This is a genomic window from Gemmatimonadota bacterium (assembly GCA_016713785.1).
Lineage (GTDB): Bacteria > Gemmatimonadota > Gemmatimonadetes > Gemmatimonadales > GWC2-71-9 > JADJOM01.
Genome location: JADJOM010000001.1, coordinates 830502 through 848831, shown reverse-complemented (window position 1 = coordinate 848831; position 18330 = coordinate 830502). Strand labels below are relative to the sequence as shown.

Below are 18330 nucleotides of genomic sequence, written 5' to 3'. Positions count from 1 at the left end.
AAGCCGGACCGTCCCTATCGTTGGCGCCATGACGGTTGCCCTGCGCCCCCTCCGCGGAGCCCTCGCCTGCTGGCAGGTGCTGCTGCTGCTCGCGCTCCAGCTGAGCGACGGCAGTGGGGCGCACAATTGTCCGGCCCACGACCACGCGGCGCCCAGCGGCCTCCACGGCGCGCACCATGGCCCCGCGCCGGCCCAGCCCAACGACCATCCGGGACCCTGCACCTGCCTCGGCGCGTGCCATGGTGCCGCCCTCGCCGGCGCGCCGTCGCGGGCCGTCCAGCTCACGACGATCATCCCCGCCCGTGCCGCCGCGTATGCCCCCCGCCTCGCCGCGCCGCCGCGTGTGGCGCCCCGGCTCCTTCCCTTCTCCGTCGGCCCTCCCTCCCCCGCCTGATCCCGTTCCCGTCCGTGTGCGCGCGCGCCATCCTGGCGCGGCGCGCAACGTGACACTCGCCTGACATTCGCAAGGCTTGCCATGGCCCCGCTGGTGCCTGGCGCGCCGGTCCTCCGGGCCGGGGCGCTGCTCGTCCTCGTCCTCGCCGCCACCCCGCTCGCCGGGCAGGCGCGGGACACCGTGCCCGTGGTCCTCGAGACGCTCGAGGTGACCACGGAGCGGATCCGTGCCGTGCCGCCCCCCGAGCTGGTGGTGTCGGTGCCCGGCGCGGTGGTGCAGAAGCAACAGGCGGCCAATGCCTATGACCTGGTGCGGCGCGCCGCCGGCCTCGAGGTGCACGAGCAGGGACAGGGGCCGGGCTGGGCGTCGGACGTGGTGATACGCGGCTTCACCTCCGACCACTCCTCGGACGTGCTGCTCGTCCTCGACGGGGTCCCCATGAACCTGCCGCTGCACGGACACGTCGAAGGCTACGCCGACTGGAGCATCCTCTCGGCGGCGGCGGTGGGCGGGCTCCGGGTGATCCATGGCAGCGCGAGTCCGCTCTACGGGAACTTCGCCTTTGCGGGAGCCGTGGAGGTGCACACGATGGTCGACGCCACCGGCAGCGCGGCGTCGATCGGCGGGTCCAGCGCCGGGGAGGCCGCGGGGTGGTTCCGCACCGGGCGGCGGGGGGCCAGCGGCGGGAGCCTGGTGGCGGTGGATGCCCGACGGGAAGGGGGCTGGCGGGACAACAGCGCCAGCTGGCTCGGCAATGTCCTGCTGCGCGGCTGGCGGCGGCTCGGGAGCCGCACCCGGCTCGAGGGCGGCCTGGCCGCCTACGGGGCGGGGTGGGACTCACCCGGTTTCCTGTCGGTGGCAGACTACAACGCGCATCGCCTGACCCGCGCCGCCGACCGCACCGACGGCGGGTCCGGCGGGCGGGTGGTGCTGCAGGGCACCCTGCTCCACCCGCTCGCCAACGGCACCCAGCTCGACCTCCAGGGCTGGGCCCAGGGCGTCCGGTCCACGGTGTTCCTGTCCATCGCCGAGGATGGCGTGGTGGCGCAGCAGGAGGAACGGGACCGCCGCGCTGCGGTGGGCTTCGCCGGCAGCTGGCGGGCCCCGGCGGGCGCGGGCGACCTGGCGCTGGGCCTCGACGGCCGCGCGGATTGGGACGACTACCAGCTCTACGGGACCGTGCGGCGGGACCGGGTCGAGACCCGCCAGCTCAACGACGGCGGGTTCCGGCAGGGCGGGGCCTATGCCCGGTGGCGCGGATTCGTGTTCGGCCGGCTGCAGTACGACCTGGGCCTGCGCGCCGACCTGCTGCACGTGCGCGTCCGCGACCAGGCGATTCCCGGTGATCCGTTCCACTCCCGGACGCAGGGAGCCGTCTCCCCCAAGGTGGGGGCCCGGCTGCTGCTCGGCGGGCCGTGGAGCGCCGTGGCCACCGCCAGCCGCGGGTTCCGCAGCGCCATCGGCACGATCTCCGATCCCAAGCAGCCGCTGGTCACGGCCTGGTCCGGTGAGCTCGGGCTCCAGGTGACCGCCGAGCGCGTCTCCGGGCAGCTCTCCCTGTTCCAGACCAACGCGCGGAATGAGCGCATCCTCGATCCCGTCTCCCTGCAGCTCTCCGACGCCGGGACCAGCCGGCGTCGCGGGATCTCGGGAGCCATCGGCGTGGCCATCACCCCGCGGGTCCGGCTGGCGGTGGAGGGCACGTTCAACGATGCCAGGATCACCGGCGCGACCGGCGAATCCGCCAGGACGCTGGTCACCCCCGGGAGCCTGGTGGCGCCGCCGCGCCCCAGCTTCCATGACGTCCCGCTCACCCCGGGCGCCAGGGTGCCGGGCGTCGCCCGCTACCACGGCCGCGCGGAGCTCACCCTGCAGGCCACCGCGACCGTCGAGGGCCGGGCGCAGCTCCGGTGGACCGGGCCCTTCACCCCGATCGGCGAGCCGGGGGTACGGACCCGCCCGTATGCCATCTCCGACATCGGCGCGTCGCTCCGGCTGCGCCGCCTCGGCACGCTCGACCTCGACCTGCAGAACCTGTTCAACGCGCGGTACCCGGAGATCCGCGCGTCCGGCTTCATCAACCCCGGCGCGCCGCGGACCCTCCGGGCCGCGCTGCGCCTTCCCCTCGCTGGATCCTGATCACTGGAGAATCCCGACATGTCGATGCCCCACCGCCTTCCCCGCCTAGCCCTCCTCGCCGTCGGCGCCGTCCTTGCGGCGTGCAGCGACAGCAACGAGCCGGCCGCCGAGGACCACACCCCGGTCCGGTTCGAGGTCGCCGTGAATGGGACCCTCGTCACCGATGACACGCTCCGCCTGACCACCGGCGGCACTGACAGCGTCCGGGTGACGTTCTACAACCAGTCCGACGAGAACCTCGACGTGGCGGAGGACGAGCACTTCAGCCTGCTCACCTTCACCCCCGCGGCGGGACTCACCGCCACGATGGATGCCGCGCACCACTTCCGGCATGGGGTCGCGGTCACCGCCACCGCCGGCGACACGGGCACCGTCGCCATCGGATACGGGCATGACGCGCTGGCCGATGAGCACACCTTCTCGCTGGCGTTCCTGATCCAGTAGCCGCCGGGAGATCCGGCCGCCCGCGCGCCTCGTTGCAGGGACAGGGACGATCCCCCGGGATCGTCCCGCCTGCAGCGGGGCGCGTTGCGTTCCGGCTCTGGCGCCCGGGACGGCCGGGGTGCCATTCTTGGCCGTGCCCGATTTCCGACGGTCGTCCCCACGGGATGAGTCTTCCGGTCCGCGCCTGCTGGCCGCGGAGCGGGAGCGTGGCCTGCTCGCCGGCCTCCGGGCCCGTGACGAACGGGCCCTGGTGGAGCTGGTCGATCTGGTCACGCCCTGGTTGCTGGCCGTATCCGAGGCGATGCTCACCGACCGGGACGAGGCGGAGGAGGTCGTGCAGGAGACGTTCACCATCGCGTGGCGCCGGATCGACCTGTTCGATGCCGCGAGCGGGCGGCTGGTGCCGTGGCTGCTGCGCATCACGCGCAATCGCGCCGTCGATCGCTTGCGCGCGCGACGACGCCAGGTGGAGAAGGTCCGGCGGCTGGAGGCGCACGGCGCCCTGGGTACGGGGAGCGTGGCCGCGACGGAGCCGGACGAATCCGCGGCCCCGGGCTGGCACGTGCACACCGCCGTCCACCACGCGCTGGCGGCCCTGCCGCCGGAGCAGCGCGAGGCGGTCCAGCTGGCCTACTTCGAAGGGCTCACCCATTCGGAGATCGCGGGACGCCTCGGCGTTCCGCTCGGTACCGTGAAGACCCGGCTGCGGCTTGCCTTCGACAAGCTGCGCGCCGGGCTGGCCTCGATCAGGGATTGGGTCGTATGAACCCGCATGCATGGTTTGTCGAGCAGCGCGCCGCGTTCGTGGCCCGGGCCCTCGCGCCCGACGAGGAACGCGCCTACCACGAGCACCTGGCCGGCTGCGCCGAGTGCCGCGAGGCGGTGGAGCAGCTGGAAGGGGACCTGGCCTGGCTGCCGATGGGGCTCCCGCCCGCGGCCCCGCGGCCCGGGCTCAACCAGCGGCTGGTGGCCGGCGCGCTCGGGGCACGGCGGGGGGCGCCCCGGTGGTGGGTGCCCGCGGCGCTCGCCGCCTCGCTGGTGCTGGCTGCGGGTGCCTGGTTCTGGGCGCTCGCGACCACCCGTGCCTTCGAGACCCAGCTGGCCGGCGAACGGGCCCGCCTGGCGGAGGAGCTGGCGATGGTGCGCGACACGCTGGGCATCATCCGGGGTGCCGCGATGGTGCGCCACGCGAGCATCGCGATGGACGGCCGGCAGGGCGGGCTGCTGATCTTCGCGGACGAGCGGACCCATCGGTGGAACGTCGTGGTCTACGGGCTCCCGGTGCCGCCCGCCGGCGAGACCTGCCAGTTCTGGTTCATCACCGAGTCGGGGATGGTCCGGAGCGTCACCGTGCCCTCGGACGGCCGGACGCCCGCCTTCCTGACCCTGCCGATGCCGCCCAATGCCCGGCACGTGATGGGGGCCGCGCTCACCATGGAGCCGGCGGGCTCCAGCGGCGGGGCGCCGGCCGGGGTGCAGCTGGCGCACCTGATGCTCTGAGGGGTCAGGCGGGCGGGGCGGGGAGTCGGAGGGTAAAGGCGGCGCCGGGCTGCACCGGGTCCAGGCGGAGGCTGCCGCCATGGGCCTCCGCGATCGATTGGGCGATGGCGAGTCCGAGGCCGGTGCCGGGTGCGGCGGTACTGCCGCGGGTGAAGCGCTCGAAGATCCGCTCGCGCTGCTCGAGCGGCACCCCGGGCCCGAAGTCCCGCACCGTCACCCACGAGGTGCGCTGCCCGTCCTCCCCGCTGGTCCCGGCCGACAGCTCCACGGGGGAGCCGGGGGCATGCAGGAGGGCGTTGTGCACCAGGGCCATCAGCGCCCGCTCCAGCATGCTGCGGTCGCCCAGCACCGGGGCCGCCTCGAACTCGCCGTGGCGCAGCTCGCGCCCGGCCGCGGTGGGCAGCGCGCGCGCCCGGGCGAGCACGGGATTCACCAGGTCGTCGAGGTAGAGCCGGTCCCGGGCCGGGTGCAGGGCCTGGCTGTCGCCCCGGGCGATGAGCAGCAGGTCGCCGACCAGGACGCCGAGCTCATCCGCCTCGGTCGCGATGCGCGCCAGGGCCTCGCGGTCGCCCGCCGGGTCGGCCGCCGCGCGCAGCGTGACCTCGGCGTCGCTGCGGATGATCGCCACCGGCGTGCGCAGCTCGTGGGCCACGTCGGCGAGGAACGTCCGCTGCCGCTCCGCGACGCCGCGCTCCCGCTCCAGCGCGGCCCCGAGTCGCTCCACCAGCAGGTTGAGCGCGTCGGTCAGGGTGGTGATCTCATCCCCGGCCGCGTGGGGCGCCAGCCGGGTGAACCGCGCCGCCCCGTGCTCCACCTCGCCCGCGATCCGCTCGGCCGACTCCGCCACCCGCACGATGGGCCGCAGGACCAGTCCCGATGCCCAGGCGCCGCCGAGTGCGCCCAGGACCAGGATCAGCGGCAGCACCGTCACGAGCGAGCGTCGCAGGCGCACCAGTCGGCGCTCCAGCGGCAGGGTGCTCATCGCGATGACCACCTCCGTGCCCGCCAGCGGCACCCGGACCACGCGGGCCGGACCGTCGCGCAGCTGCAGGGTCATCAGCCGGCGCGGTTCGCCGCGGGGCGGCACGTCGTCGAAGTGCGCCTCGTCGGGGATGCGCTGGCTCACCGCCACCAGCCCGCCCGCGCTGTCGAACGCCACCAGCGTCCGGTCACCATAGGCCAGTTCACCCACCACATGCCCGGCGGTGCCCGCGGGGTTGGTGAACTCGGCGCTGTCCATCGCGAAGAGGGAGCGGACGCTGCGCGCGGCATCGGTCAGGCTGTGGTCGAAATCCCGACGGTAGCTGCGACCCAGATGGAGGTACAGCCCGAGGGCTCCGAGGCCCAGGAGGACCGCGAAGCCCGTGGCAAAGACCAGCGCGAGGCGGGTCCGGAGCCCGAGCGGATTCACCCGGTGCGGCCGCCCCGGGTGGGATCGAGGGAATAGCCCGCGCCACGGACCGTGTGGATCAGCGGCGTGAGGCCGGGCTGGTCGATCTTGCGTCGAATGCGGGACACGTAGACGTCGATGATGTTGGAGAAGGGGTCGTAGTTCTCGTCCCAGACGGCGCCGCTGATCTGGGCCCGGCCGCAGACCTGTCCGGCCTGCCGGGCAAGATACTCGAGGAGCGCGTATTCCGTCGTGGTCAGCTCCACCGGGCGGCCAGCGCGCGTCACGGCGCGGGCCGCCGGATCCACCACCAGGTCGGCGACGACGATCTGGGCGGGCCGGGTTTCCGGCGCGCGGCGCTGCAGCGCCCGCAGCCGCGCCACCAGCTCCTCGAAGGCGAACGGCTTCACCAGGTAGTCGTCCGCGCCGCTGTCCAGGCCATGGACCCGGTCCTCCACCGTGTCACGGGCCGTCAGCATCAGGATCGGAACCGGGATCGCGCGCTTGCGCAGCTCCGCCGCCAGCCCGAAGCCGGAGCCGTCCGGCAGGTTCACGTCCAGGATCACCGCGTCGTAGCGCTCCAGCTCCAGCTTGACCCGGGCGGCCGCGAGCGTGTCCGCGGTGTCGACGGCGTGGGCGGCATCACGGAGGCCGCGGGCGAGGCTTTCCGCCAGGCGGGGCTCGTCTTCCACGAGGAGTACGCGCATATGCGTGACGTCCTCAGTCGTCGTCGCCATCGTCGTCGCCTCCACCCGCCCCCGGGCCGTCGGCTGGTTGCTCGGCGGCCGGCGGGGCCAGTGCCGTGCCGGCCCGGATCTCGTCGTGCCGGATCACGCCGCCGGCGAGCGCCGCCCAGCCGAAGAGCCCGGCGCTGGCCAGGAGCCCGGCGGCGGTGAGGCCGGTGAGGCCGATGGTTACCGGGCGGTCACCGCGGCTCTGCCACAGCGTCACCAGCGCCACGGCGCCCGTGATCATGATGGCGATCAGCGCCGCCTCCGCTCGCTCCTCGTGCTCATGCACCATGCGCTCCTGCATCCACGCGGCATCCTCGACCTGTTCCTCCGCCGGCTCCCCCGTGAGGAAGACCGGGTAGGACAGCGCCGCGACGATCACCGCGGCACCGAGGGCGGTCCGCTGCACGTCGCGCGATCGGCGGAACAGTCCCCAGAGCAGGAGGGCGAGGACCAGCGGGGTGCCCAGGACGGGGAGGTGATTGAACATCAGGTGGAGGTGCGTCGCGCTCATGACCGGTTCCGTTGAATGGACGCGGTCAATCTAGATCCCGAGCGATGAATTCATGATGAACACCCGCCGCCGGTTGGCGCGGGTCGGGGATGCGGCTGTATGTGGTTGGTGTGGAGGGGCTTGCGTGACAGGTGCGATGCCGCGCCGGGGACTACTCCCGGGCCTGGTCGCCACCCAGTTCACCGATCGGGTCGGTCATGTCCTCGGCACCGTCGGCGGGAATCGAGGCGCCGTCGGCGCCCAGCAGGCGGAAGGCGGCCCATTGGTGCCGCTTGGCGGTCTTGGAACGGGGCCCGTTGTACAGCAGTGAGACGAGGAACATGCCGTCGCGTCGGCCCAGGTATCCCACCAGGCTGGAGACGCCATTGAGGGTGCCGGTCTTGGCCCGGACCACCCCCGCCGCCGGCAGGCCGCCCGCCAGGCGCGCCAAGGTGCCCACGCCGTTGGCCGGGAGCAGGTAGGGGAAGTTCCGCCCCGCCGGCGTGTTCTGGAAGTTCGCCATGTAATAGATGAAGGTGGCCGACGTGACGCGGTCCTGGTGTGACATGCCGCTGCCGTCCACCAGCTTCACGCCGCCCGCCACGCCGGCCATCTGCTGGACGTGCTCGGTCAGCAGTTCAGGGCCGCGGTCCGGGCCGGCGGCCCAGCGCAGCAGCAGTTCGGCGCCGATGTTGAGGCTGCGCCGGTTGACTTCGTACGCCACCGAATCGAAGGTCGCCGATTCCACGGAGGCCATGACCTCGGTGGGCGGGTTCTCCACCAGGATCGGGGACGGCGTCCGGTCCCACGCGATGCCGGCCTGCTCGAGCGCGCGGGCCCACGCGGCGGCCAGCACCGCCCGCGGATCGCCGGCCACCGTCACCAGGCGGCGCACGCCGGCGCCCACGCCCACCGCGCCCGTCACCAGGTAGCCGCCGTCCGCCATGCGCCGGATCCGGAGCCGCGAACGGCGGCCACCCACGGTGCTGGCGTGCACTGTCACCAGCGCATTGAGCCCGGCGGGCGAGGTCTGCACCAGCGTCGGCCGCGCGCCGACCTTGCGGCCCGGCGCGACATGCAACCACACCACGTTCTCGTGCAGGGTCAACGCGCCGACCAGCGGGGTGTAGAGGCTGCCCCAGTTGCCCCGGTTCCACACGGTGGGGAAGTGCGCCTCCGCCGGCGTGCCGTCGGCGCTCAGGACCGTGAGCGGTCCCCGCAGCTGACGCACCCCGGAGGCGGCGAGCTGGTTGGCCAGGTCCTGCAGCCTGGGCCCGCTGCCGTCGGGGCTTTCGAGGGTCGGATCGCCGTTGAGCTCGAGGGCCCAGCGACCGTTCCACTCCCCGGTGCTTTCATCCAGGGCGCCGTAGCCCACCACCCGCGTGCTCTGCCGAGCATCGCCACCCAGGACCGAGCGGGCGTAGCCGGTGGTGAGCAGCTTCACGGTGCTGGCGGGGATGAGCGGGGTGTCGGGGTTCACGCTCCAGAGGATCTGGCCCTGCTGGTCCGCGACCACGATGCCCCAGGTCCCCGGGGCCGAGCGGCGGGCAGTCCGGTACCACTGGTCAAGGCGGGTCTTGAGGGTCCGGGGGAGCTCCTGTGCCACGCCTCGCGACGGCACCGCCGTGGCGCAGAGCGCCACCGCGGAGACGGTCAGGATGCAACGTGTGATCAGGCGCACAGGGCAAAAAACTCCGGGGTCTCTCAGAATCCTCGGCAATCCTGCCGGTCCGCTGAAGCGATTCGGGTGAACCGGCCAATCTACCGGTGGGCGCCAACTTGGCAACCCATGGCAGGGCAACAACTTGGAACGGGGTGTCGGCGCGGGTTGCCGCCGGCTGCCGGGAAGAAGTGCAAGAGGGGGGCCAGCGGGGGCTCAACCTCCGGCCGGACCAGCGGGCCCGGCCGGGGGGTGAGCGAAGCGGGGTTACTTGAGCAGCAGCTTGGCGATGGTCTGCAGCTGCATGTTGCTCGTGCCTTCGTAGATCGTGCCGATCTTGGCGTCGCGGTAGAACTTCTCCGCGGGGTACTCCTTGGAGTACCCGTATCCGCCGAAGAGCTCGAGGCACTTGCTGGTGGTGCGGTCGGCCATCTGTGAGCTGTAGAGCTTGGCCATCGCGGCCTCACGCTGGAAGGGCAGCCCCCGGTCCTTGAGCCGCGCGGTGTTGTACACCAGCAGCCGGGCGGCCTCGAGTTCCGTGGCCATCTGGCCCAGCTGGAACTGCACCCCCTGGAACTCGCCGATCGCCTTGCCGAACTGCTTCCGCTCCTTCACGTACGCCACCGCGGCGTCGAGCGCGCCTTGGGCCACGCCGATCATCTGTGCCCCGATGCCGATGCGGCCCTCGTTCAGCGTCTCGATGGCGATCTTGTAGCCGATGCCCACCGGCCCGAGCACGTTCTCCTTGGGCACCCGGCACGACTCCAGGATCAGCTCGGTGGTGCTCGAGGCGCGGATGCCCAGCTTGTTCTCCTTCTTGCCCACCGCGAAGCCGGGGAAATCGCGTTCCACCAGGAAGGCGGTGATGCCCTTGTAGCCCTTGGCAAAGTCGGTGTTGGCGAAGATCAGGAAGATGCCGGCCTCGCCGCCGTTGGTGATCCAGAACTTCCGGCCCGTGAGCTCCCAGTGGGTGCCCTTGTCGTCGGCCCGGGTCTCGAGCGCGAACGCGTCGCTGCCGCTGGCGGGCTCCGACAGCGCGAAGGCGCCGAGGAGGCTGGCGGTCAGGCGGGGAAAGAGGCGGGCCTTCTGCTCGTCGTTGCCCCAGCGCAGCAGCGCGTTGTTGAACAGGGTGTTGTGGACGTCGACGTAGATGGCCGCCGAGGCGTCCACCCGGGCCAGCTCCTCGATGGCGAGGGCGGCCAGGAAGATGCCGCCGCCCGCGCCCCCGAACTCCTCCGGGACCTCGATGCCCATCAGGCCCAGCCCGAAGAACTTGGCGATGATGGCGGGATCGAACTTTGCCGCCTCGTCCATGGCATGGACGTGGGGCAGGATCTCGGTCTCGGCGAACTCACGGACGGTGCTGCGGAACAGCTCCTCTTCTTCGGAGAGGATGCTGAGCGGGCCCGGCTGGCTCTGGTTGGTCATGGGCGGAAAATAAGACCCGCCCCCGTCCGCGGCGAGCCGGGGCACCACCCCACCCCTCCGGGGGCCGATCCTGACGAAATCCTGATGCCCGGGCCCCCCTTCCAGACCCCGCCCTGATCTCCCCGCCCCTAGCTTGTCCGTCACCCCAACTGGACGTGGCTGTGGAACTCCTGCTGCTGGTGCTGGCGATCGGTCTCGGGCTCCTGACCTGGGGGCTGGTGCGCCTGGCGGAAAAGGTCTAGCCCCATGGTGCTGCTCATCGTGGTGGGCGTCATCGCCCTGTGCCTGCTTGGCTACCTGCTCGCGGCCCTCCTCCGGCCGGAGATGTTCTCATGACCACCAACGCCCTGCTGCAGCTGGCCCTCTACCTCGGGGTGCTGCTCGCGCTCGTCAAACCACTGGGGAGCTACATGGCCCGGGTGTACGAGGGCGAGCCACACCCGCTGGGCCGGCTGCTGGCGCCCGCCGAGCGGCTGTGCTATCGCCTGCTCGGGGTGCAGCCGCACGAGGAGATGACCTGGCAGCGGTACGCCGCGGCCGTCCTGCTCTTCAGCGGGGTGAGCTTCCTCGCCGTCTACCTGCTGCAGCGTGCGCAGGGAGCCCTGCCGCTCAACCCCGCGGGGATGCCCGCCGTGAGCCCGGCGCTGGCGTTCAACACCGCCATCAGCTTCGTCAGCAACACCAACTGGCAGGCCTACGGTGGCGAGGCCACCCTGAGCTACCTGACCCAGATGCTCGGCCTGACGGTGCAGAACTTCGTCTCGGCGGCCGCGGGCATGGCGGTGCTGGTGGCGCTGGCGCGCGGCATCGCGCGGCACGAGACCAGCCAGCTGGGCAGCTTCTGGGCCGACCTGGTGCGCGGCACCGTGTACATCCTGCTGCCGCTGTCGGTGGTGCTGGCGCTGTCGCTGGTGTCGCAGGGGGTGGTCCAGAGCTTCGCGCCGTACCAGTCCGCGACCCTGGTCGAGGCCATGGGGCCCGACACGGCGCGCGTCACCACCCAGGTGCTCCCGCTGGGCCCGGCGGCGTCGCAGGTCGCCATCAAGCAGCTGGGCACCAACGGCGGCGGCTTCTTCAACGTCAATTCGGCGCATCCCTTCGAGAACCCCACGCCGTTCAGCGACTTCCTCCAGGTGCTGTCCATCCTGCTCATCCCGGCGGCGCTCTGCTACACCTTCGGCCGCCTGATCCGGGACCCCCGGCAGGGCTGGACCCTGCTCGCCGCGATGACGCTGGTCTTCGTGGTGCTGCTGGTGCCCACCGTGCTGGCGGAGCAGTCCTCCTCCCCGCCGCTGGTGGCGCTGGGCGCCGACCAGGGGGCCACGCCGCTGCAGGCGGGCGGCAACATGGAAGGGAAGGAGGTCCGCTTCGGCGTCACCGGGTCCGCGCTGTGGGCGGTGGCCACCACCGCGGCCTCGAACGGCTCGGTGAACGCCATGCACGATTCCTTCACGCCGCTGGGCGGCCTCATGCCGCTCTTGCTGATGCAGCTGGGCGAGATCATCTACGGCGGGGTGGGCTCGGGGCTCTACGGGATGCTGCTGTTCGCCATCGTCACGGTGTTCATCGCCGGCCTCATGGTGGGCCGCACGCCCGAGTACCTGGGCAAGAAGATCGAGGCGTACGAGATGAAGATGGCAAGCCTCGCCATCCTGGTGCCCAACCTCCTGGTGCTGGCCTGCACCGCCGTGGCCGTGGCCACGGGCGCGGGACGGGCCGGGGTGTTCAACCCGGGCCCGCACGGGTTCTCCGAGGTGCTGTACGCGTTCAGCTCCATGTCCAACAACAACGGCAGCGCGTTCGGCGGCCTGGGGGCCGGGAGCACCTTCTACACCGTGCTGGGTGGGGTGGCCATGTGGCTCGGCCGGTTCGGGGTGCTGGTGCCCACGCTGGCGGTGGCCGGTTCGCTGGCGCGAAAGAAGAAGGTCCCGGTCGGCGTCGGCACGCTCCCGACGCACACGCCGCACTTCGTGCTGCTGCTGATCGGGACGATCGTCCTGGTGGGCGCCCTGACCCACCTCCCCGGCCTGGCGCTCGGCCCGGTCGTCGAGCACCTGCAGCTCCACGCGAGGTAAGTCCATGTCGTCGACTGCGGCCGCGCGGCCCCTCTTCGATCCGGCCATCACGCGCTGGGCCATCCTGGCCAGCGTCCGGAAGCTCAACCCGCTGCACCTGCTCCGGAACCCGGTGATGTTCGTGGTCTGGGTCGGGAGCCTCCTGACCACCATCCTCGGCATCCTGGCGGCGTCCGGTCACCTCGCGGAGCGTGCCGGCTTCATCCTGGCCATCGCGGCCTGGCTCTGGCTGACCGTGCTGTTCGCCAACTTCGCCGAGGCCATGGCGGAGGGGCGCGGCCGCGCCCAGGCGGACACGCTGCGCAAGGCCCGCGCCGACGTCAACGCGAAGAAGCTCCGGGATCCGGCCGTCAAGAGCGACTTTGCCAACGTGCCCGCCAGCACGCTCCGCAAGGGCGACATCGTCCTGGTCCACGCCGGAACGCTGGTCCCGGGCGATGGCGAGGTGATCGAGGGCGTGGCCTCGGTGGACGAGAGCGCGATCACCGGCGAGAGCGCCCCGGTCATCCGCGAGAGCGGCGGGGACCGCAGCGCGGTGACCGGCGGCACCCGGGTCCTGTCCGACTGGATCGTGGTGCGGGTGAGCGCCAACCCGGGCGAGTCGTTCCTCGACCGGATGATCGGCATGATCGAGGCCGCCCAGCGCCAGAAGACGCCCAACGAGATCGCGCTCGAGATCCTGCTGGCCGCGCTCACCATCGTGTTCCTGGTGACCGTGGTGACGCTGCACCCCTTCTCCGAATACGCCGTGCGGGCCAGCGGGCAGGGGGCCCCGGCGACGATCACCGTGCTGATCGCCCTGCTGGTCTGCCTCATCCCCACCACCATCGGCGGGCTGCTCTCCGCCATCGGCATCGCCGGCATGGACCGGATGATCCAGAAGAACGTGGTGGCGACCTCGGGCCGCGCCGTGGAGGCCGCCGGCGACGTCGACGTGCTGCTGCTCGACAAGACCGGCACCATCACCCTGGGCAACCGGCAGGCGGTGGCGTTCCTCCCGGCGCCGGGCGTCACCGAGGCGGAGCTTGCCGACGCCGCCCAGCTCTCCTCGCTGGCCGACGAGACCCCCGAGGGCCGCAGCATCGTGGTGCTCGCCAAGGAGAAGTTCGGCCTGCGCGAGCGCGACATTGCGAGCCTGGGCGCCACCTTCGTGCCCTTCAGCGCGCAGACCCGCATGAGCGGCGTGAACCTTGACGGGCGCCAGGTGCGCAAGGGCGCCGCCGACACCGTCGAGGCCTGGGTGCGGTCCAACGGCGGGGAGTTCCCGGCCGCGGTGCACGGTGCCGTGGAGGGCATCGCCCGGCAGGGTGGCACCCCGCTCGTGGTGGCCGACCGGACCCGGGTCCTCGGCGCCATCCAGCTCAAGGACATCGTGAAGGGCGGCATCAAGGAGCGCTTCGCGGAGCTCCGTGCCATGGGCATCCGCACCATCATGATCACCGGCGACAACCCGCTCACCGCCGCGGCGATCGCCGCGGAGGCGGGGGTGGACGACTTCCTGGCCCAGGCCACGCCCGAGGCCAAGCTCGCGCTGATCCGGACGCACCAGGCCGGTGGCCGGCTCGTGGCCATGACCGGGGACGGCACCAACGACGCCCCCGCCCTGGCCCAGGCCGACGTGGCGGTGGCCATGAACAGCGGCACCCAGGCGGCGAAGGAAGCCGGGAACATGGTGGACCTCGACTCCAACCCCACCAAGCTCATCGAGATCGTCGAGACCGGGAAGCAGATGCTGATCACCCGGGGCGCCCTCACCACGTTCAGCATCGCCAACGACGTGGCCAAGTACTTCGCCATCATCCCGGCGGCGTTCGCCACCACCTACCCGGCGCTCGGCGCCCTCAACGTGATGGGGCTGGCCACGCCGGCCAGTGCCATCCTCTCCGCGGTGATCTTCAACGCGCTGATCATCGTCTTCCTGGTGCCGCTGGCCCTGCGCGGGGTGCGCTACCGCCCGCTCGGCGCCCAGGCCCTGCTGCGCAACAACCTGCTGGTCTACGGGCTCGGCGGCCTGGTGGTGCCCTTCGTCGGCATCAAGGCGATCGACCTCCTGCTCGTGGCCCTTCACCTCGTCTGAGGCCCGACCATGCGCACCCTGCTCCGTCCCGCGGTCGTCTCCCTGCTGCTGCTCACCCTGCTCACCGGCGTGCTCTACCCCGTGGCGGTGACCGGGATCGGCGCGGCGCTCTTCCCCCACCAGGCCGCGGGCAGCCAGCTCCGGGCCGGGGACCGGGTGGTCGGCTCGGCGCTCATCGGCCAGCCCTTCAGCGGGCCGCAGTACTTCTGGTCCCGGCCCAGCGCCACCGGCCCGGTGCCGTACAACGGCGCGCTCTCGAGCGGCTCCAACCTCGGCCCCTCCAACCCGGCGCTGCACCAGGCGGTGGCCGACCGCATCGCGGCGCTGCGCGCCGCCGATCCCGACAACCTCGCGCCGGTGCCGGTGGACCTGGTCACCGCCTCGGCGAGCGGGCTCGATCCCCACATCACGCCGGCCGCCGCGGAGTTCCAGGCGGCACGGGTGGCGCGGTCGCGCGGCTTGCCGGTGGACAGCGTCCGGGCCCTGGTGGCCCGGTACACCGAGGGGCGCCAGTTCGGCATCCTCGGCGAGCCCCGGGTGCATGTCCTGCGCCTCAACCTTGCGCTCGATGGCGTGACCGCTGCACCATAGGGGATGACCGTGAGCCGCCCGGACCCGGAGTCGCTCCTCGCCCGCATCCGCGCCGAGGAAGCGCAGGCCGCGCGGGGGCGGCTCAAGATCTTCTTCGGCGCCAACCCCGGCGTCGGGAAGACCTTCGCCATGCTGGAGGAGGCGCGGGCCCGTCGGCGCGAGGGCGTGGACGTGATCGTCGGCGTCGTGGAGACCCACGGCCGCACCGATACCGCGGCCCTGCTCGAGGGGCTCGAGGTCCTCCCGCGCCGCAGCGTGACGCACCGCGGCGTGGCCCTCACCGAGTTCGACCTCGACGGCGCCCTGGCCCGCCGGCCGTCCCTCATCCTGGTGGACGAACTTGCCCACACCAATGCGCCCGGCTCGCGCCACGAGCGGCGGTACCAGGACGTCGAAGACCTCCTCGCCGCCGGCATCAGCGTCTACGCCACCCTCAACGTCCAGCACCTCGAGAGCCTGAACGACGTCGTGGCCCAGATCACCGGCGTGGTGGTCCGGGAGACCGTGCCCGACGAGGTCTTCGACCAGGCCGACGAGATCGAGCTCGCCGACCTCACGCCCGACGACCTCCTGCGGCGCCTGGAGGAGGGCAAGGTCTACCTTCCCGAGCAGGCGGTGCGGGCGCGCGAGCAGTTCTTCAAGAAGGGCAACCTGATCGCGCTGCGCGAGCTGGCGCTCCGCCGCGTGGCCGAGCGGGTCGACGCCCAGATGCGCCGCTGGCGGGAAGAACACGGGATCCGCGAGGTCTGGCCGGCGGGGGAGCGGCTGCTGGTCTGCGTGGGGCCCAACCCCGCCGGCCGGCGCCTGGTGCGGGCGGGCCGGCGGATGGCCGCGAGCCTCCGGTGCGAGTGGATCGTCCTGCACGTGGAGACACCGGGGGTCGGGGTCACCGAGGCGGAGCGCGCGCAGCTGGTGGAGACCATGCAGCTGGCGGAGGAGTTCGGCGCCAAGACCGCCACCGCCAGCGGCCCCCTCGTGGCGGAGGAGGTGCTCGGCTTCGCCGCGCTCAACAACGCCACCCGGATCCTGGTGGGCAAGCCGACGCACCCCTCCTGGCGCGACAAGCTGTTCGGCTCCACGCTCGACCGCCTGGTCCGGGGCAGCGGCGACGTGGACGTCTACGTCATCACCGGGGACGCCGGGGAGGAGCGGCCCGCCCCGCGGCGCCCCCTGCTGACGCGCCCGGCCCCCGCCCGCGAGTACGGCTTCGCGCTGCTCGTGGTGGCCACCTGCACGCTGATCGGGTGGCTGGTGCTCCGCCGCCTCAGCATCACCGACGTGGCGATGGTCTACCTGCTCGGCGCGATGGTCGTGGCCTCCCGCTGCAGCCGCGGGCCCTCGCTGCTCTCGGCACTGCTCAGCATCGCCACGTTCGACTTCCTGTTCGTGCCGCCGATCTTCACCTTCGAGGTGTCGGACCTGCACTACGTCCTGACCTTCCTGGTGATGCTGGTCGTGGCCCTCGTGATCAGCGGCTTCACCCTCCGCATCCGGGAGCAGGCCCAGTCGGCCCGGGAGCGGGAGCAGCGCACCGCCGCCCTCTACGCGCTGAGCCGGGACCTCGGCGCCGTCCGCACCGCCGAGGAGATCGTCGCCACCGCCCGGCGCCACCTGCTCGACAGCTTCCACTGCGAGGCCCAGCTGGTGGCACTGGGTCCCGACGGGCGGCTCGCCGCCCTCGCCCCCGTGGCGGCCCGCCCCGCGCTCGACGATCGCGAGCTGGCCGTGGCCGACTGGGTCTTCCGCCGCGGCGAGATCGCCGGCGCGGGGACGGCCACGCTCCCTGCCGCGGCAGCGCTCCACCTCCCGCTGGCCGGCGGGGCGGGAGTCATCGGGGTGCTCGCCGTCGCGGCCGATGACCTTACCCCCTTCCAGGACCCCGCCCGCCGCCACCTGCTCGAGACCTTTGCCGGACAAGTGGCGGTGGCGCTGGAGCGGGTGACGCTCGTCGCCGGGGCCCAGCAGGCGCGGCTCGAGACCGAGGCCGAGCGGCTGCGCACCTCGCTCCTGAGCTCGCTCTCCCACGACCTCCGCACCCCCCTCGGCATCATCACCGGCGCCGCGAGCAGCCTGCGGCGCGCCGGCGACGACCTGGCCGCGCCCGCGCGCGCCGAGTTGCTCGAGTCGATCCTCGACCAGTCCGCGCGGATGAACCGGCTCATCCGCAACCTGCTCGACATGATCCGGCTGGAATCCGGGAGCCTCCAGGTGCAGAAGGAATGGCAGCCCCTGGAGGACGCCGTGGGCGTGGCCCTGATCCGCATGGGCGACCGGCTGGCGGATCACCCGGTCTCGGTGCACCTGCCCGCCGACCTCCCGCTGGTGCCGCTCGACGCGGTGCTGCTGGAGCAGGTCTTCATCAACCTGCTGGAGAACGCCACCAAGTACACCCCGTCGGGCACCCCGATCGAGGTGTCGGCGGCGGCGCTCCCGGAGGCGGTGGTCGTCACGATCGCGGATCGCGGGCCCGGCATCCCGGCGGGCGAGGAGGAGCTCATTTTCGAGAAGTTCCGCCGCGGCGCGGACGCCGAGCCGGGCCAGGGAGTGGGGCTCGGGCTCACGATCTCCCGCGGCATCGTCCTGGCGCACGGCGGCCGGTTGTGGGCGGAGAACCGGCCGGAAGGCGGTGCGGCGTTCCGCTTCACCCTGCCGATCACCGGGCCGGCGCCGCAGCCCATTCCCGAGGAAGCCGAGGCCGGCGCGTGAACGGCCCGCGGCCCGTGGTGCTCCTCATCGAGGACGAGCCGCAGATGCGGCGCTTCCTCCGGGCCGCGCTCGGCACCCAGGACTATGAGCTGGTCGAGGCGCCCACGGCGCGGGAGGGGCTGGCGCAGGCGGCGAGCCGCGTGCCCGACCTCATCCTCCTCGACCTGGGGCTCCCCGATGCCGACGGCCTGGATGTCACGCGGCAGCTGCGGGAGTGGTCCCGGACGCCGGTCATCGTCATCTCGGCCCGGGGCCAGGAGCGCGACAAGGTCGCGGCCCTCGACGCCGGGGCCGACGACTACCTCACCAAGCCATTCGGGGTGGAGGAGCTGCTGGCGCGGATGCGGGTGGCGCTGCGGCATGCGGCGCGCGGGGCCGATGGCGAAGGGCCGGTCTACGAGGGCGGGGGGCTGCGGGTGGACCTCGCCCGGCGCCAGGTGTTCCGCGCCGGGGAGGAGGTGCACCTGACGCCCAACGAGTACAAGCTGCTGGCCACCCTGGTGCGGCACGCGGGCAAGGTGCTGACCCACCGGCACCTGCTCAAGGAGGTCTGGGGGATGAACGCCATCAACCAGACGCACTACCTGCGGGTGTACGTCACCCAGCTGCGCCACAAGCTCGAGGCCGACCCCACGCAGCCCCGCCTGCTGCTCACCGAACCGGGCGTCGGCTACCGGCTGCGCGCCGCGGACTGACCGCGCC

15 protein-coding genes are annotated in these 18330 nt (G+C 72.5%); 10 read left to right on the top strand and 5 right to left on the bottom strand.

Going from position 1 to position 18330, the window contains the following annotated elements; genetic code table 11:
• Positions 1-28 precede the first annotated feature (28 nt).
• The 5 genes from IPJ95_03720 (at position 29) to IPJ95_03700 (ending at position 4477) form a co-directional block, all read left to right on the top strand.
• Positions 29-394: a hypothetical protein gene (locus tag IPJ95_03720; GenBank protein ID MBK7922725.1), complete on the top strand. Its 366-nt coding sequence runs from the start codon at positions 29-31 to the stop codon at positions 392-394.
• A gap of 81 nt (positions 395-475) precedes the next feature.
• Positions 476-2533, top strand: a complete 2058-nt coding sequence (locus IPJ95_03715) for a TonB-dependent receptor (protein MBK7922724.1) — start codon at positions 476-478, stop codon at positions 2531-2533.
• Positions 2534-2551: 18 nt separating this feature from the next.
• Complete coding sequence (locus IPJ95_03710) at positions 2552-2977, top strand: hypothetical protein (protein MBK7922723.1); 426 nt, start codon at positions 2552-2554, stop codon at positions 2975-2977.
• A 247-nt stretch (positions 2978-3224) separates the two neighbouring features.
• On the top strand, positions 3225-3743 hold the full coding sequence (locus IPJ95_03705) for a sigma-70 family RNA polymerase sigma factor (GenBank protein MBK7922722.1): 519 nt from the start codon (positions 3225-3227) through the stop codon (positions 3741-3743).
• The gene (locus tag IPJ95_03700; protein MBK7922721.1) at positions 3740-4477 is read left to right on the top strand and encodes an anti-sigma factor; all 738 of its coding nucleotides are present in this window, start codon (positions 3740-3742) and stop codon (positions 4475-4477) included. The genes IPJ95_03705 and IPJ95_03700 overlap by 4 nt, the downstream gene beginning before the upstream one ends.
• Positions 4478-4481: 4 nt before the next feature.
• Here the strand turns inward: IPJ95_03700 and IPJ95_03695 are convergent, their stop codons facing one another.
• The 5 genes from IPJ95_03695 to IPJ95_03675 all read right to left on the bottom strand — a co-directional run bounded on the left by IPJ95_03695 (position 4482) and on the right by IPJ95_03675 (position 10179).
• Complete coding sequence (locus tag IPJ95_03695; GenBank protein MBK7922720.1) at positions 4482-5888, bottom strand: HAMP domain-containing histidine kinase; 1407 nt, start codon at positions 5886-5888, stop codon at positions 4482-4484.
• Positions 5885-6574 (bottom strand): response regulator transcription factor, encoded by a 690-nt coding sequence (locus IPJ95_03690; GenBank protein MBK7922719.1) that lies wholly within the window; start codon positions 6572-6574, stop codon positions 5885-5887. Before IPJ95_03690 ends, IPJ95_03695 begins: the two co-directional genes overlap by 4 nt.
• A gap of 13 nt (positions 6575-6587) precedes the next feature.
• Positions 6588-7112 (bottom strand): hypothetical protein, encoded by a 525-nt coding sequence (locus IPJ95_03685; protein MBK7922718.1) that lies wholly within the window; start codon positions 7110-7112, stop codon positions 6588-6590.
• Positions 7113-7263: 151 nt separating this feature from the next.
• The gene (gene dacB, locus IPJ95_03680; protein ID MBK7922717.1) at positions 7264-8772 is read right to left on the bottom strand and encodes a D-alanyl-D-alanine carboxypeptidase/D-alanyl-D-alanine-endopeptidase; all 1509 of its coding nucleotides are present in this window, start codon (positions 8770-8772) and stop codon (positions 7264-7266) included.
• Positions 8773-9018: 246 nt separating this feature from the next.
• Positions 9019-10179, bottom strand: a complete 1161-nt coding sequence (locus IPJ95_03675; protein ID MBK7922716.1) for an acyl-CoA dehydrogenase — start codon at positions 10177-10179, stop codon at positions 9019-9021.
• Positions 10180-10425: 246 nt separating this feature from the next.
• On the opposite strand from IPJ95_03675, the gene kdpF reads away from it, so the two are divergent.
• From kdpF to IPJ95_03650, 5 genes are all read left to right on the top strand, one after another.
• Positions 10426-10515, top strand: coding sequence for a K(+)-transporting ATPase subunit F (kdpF, locus tag IPJ95_03670; protein MBK7922715.1), 90 nt, complete (start codon positions 10426-10428; stop codon positions 10513-10515).
• Positions 10512-12254 (top strand): potassium-transporting ATPase subunit KdpA, encoded by a 1743-nt coding sequence (gene kdpA / locus IPJ95_03665; GenBank protein ID MBK7922714.1) that lies wholly within the window; start codon positions 10512-10514, stop codon positions 12252-12254. The genes kdpF and kdpA overlap by 4 nt, the downstream gene beginning before the upstream one ends.
• 4 nt (positions 12255-12258) lie before the next feature.
• Positions 12259-14331 carry a potassium-transporting ATPase subunit KdpB gene (kdpB, locus tag IPJ95_03660; protein ID MBK7922713.1) on the top strand — a complete coding sequence of 691 codons (2073 nt, stop codon included), beginning with the start codon at positions 12259-12261 and terminating at the stop codon, positions 14329-14331.
• 9 nt (positions 14332-14340) lie between these two features.
• Complete coding sequence (gene kdpC, locus IPJ95_03655) at positions 14341-14922, top strand: potassium-transporting ATPase subunit KdpC (GenBank protein ID MBK7922712.1); 582 nt, start codon at positions 14341-14343, stop codon at positions 14920-14922.
• 2219 nt (positions 14923-17141) lie between these two features.
• Complete coding sequence (locus tag IPJ95_03650; GenBank protein MBK7922711.1) at positions 17142-18323, top strand: response regulator; 1182 nt, start codon at positions 17142-17144, stop codon at positions 18321-18323.
• Positions 18324-18330: the final 7 nt, after the last annotated feature.

Bases quoted from the DNA above. Each gene is read 5' to 3' on its own strand.
- IPJ95_03720 (MBK7922725.1), top strand. From the start codon at position 29: ATGACGGTTGCCCTGCGCCCCCTCCGCGGAGCCCTCGCCTGCTGGCAG.
- IPJ95_03715 (MBK7922724.1), top strand. From the start codon at position 476: ATGGCCCCGCTGGTGCCTGGCGCGCCGGTCCTCCGGGCCGGGGCGCTG.
- IPJ95_03710 (MBK7922723.1), top strand. From the start codon at position 2,552: ATGTCGATGCCCCACCGCCTTCCCCGCCTAGCCCTCCTCGCCGTCGGC.
- IPJ95_03650 (MBK7922711.1), top strand. From the start codon at position 17,142: ATGGCAGCCCCTGGAGGACGCCGTGGGCGTGGCCCTGATCCGCATGGG.
- kdpB (MBK7922713.1), top strand. From the start codon at position 12,259: ATGTCGTCGACTGCGGCCGCGCGGCCCCTCTTCGATCCGGCCATCACG.
- IPJ95_03690 (MBK7922719.1), bottom strand. From the start codon at position 6,574: ATGCGCGTACTCCTCGTGGAAGACGAGCCCCGCCTGGCGGAAAGCCTC.
- kdpC (MBK7922712.1), top strand. From the start codon at position 14,341: ATGCGCACCCTGCTCCGTCCCGCGGTCGTCTCCCTGCTGCTGCTCACC.
- kdpF (MBK7922715.1), top strand. From the start codon at position 10,426: ATGGTGCTGCTCATCGTGGTGGGCGTCATCGCCCTGTGCCTGCTTGGC.
- IPJ95_03700 (MBK7922721.1), top strand. From the start codon at position 3,740: ATGAACCCGCATGCATGGTTTGTCGAGCAGCGCGCCGCGTTCGTGGCC.
- IPJ95_03685 (MBK7922718.1), bottom strand. From the start codon at position 7,112: ATGAGCGCGACGCACCTCCACCTGATGTTCAATCACCTCCCCGTCCTG.
- kdpA (MBK7922714.1), top strand. From the start codon at position 10,512: ATGACCACCAACGCCCTGCTGCAGCTGGCCCTCTACCTCGGGGTGCTG.
- IPJ95_03675 (MBK7922716.1), bottom strand. From the start codon at position 10,179: ATGACCAACCAGAGCCAGCCGGGCCCGCTCAGCATCCTCTCCGAAGAA.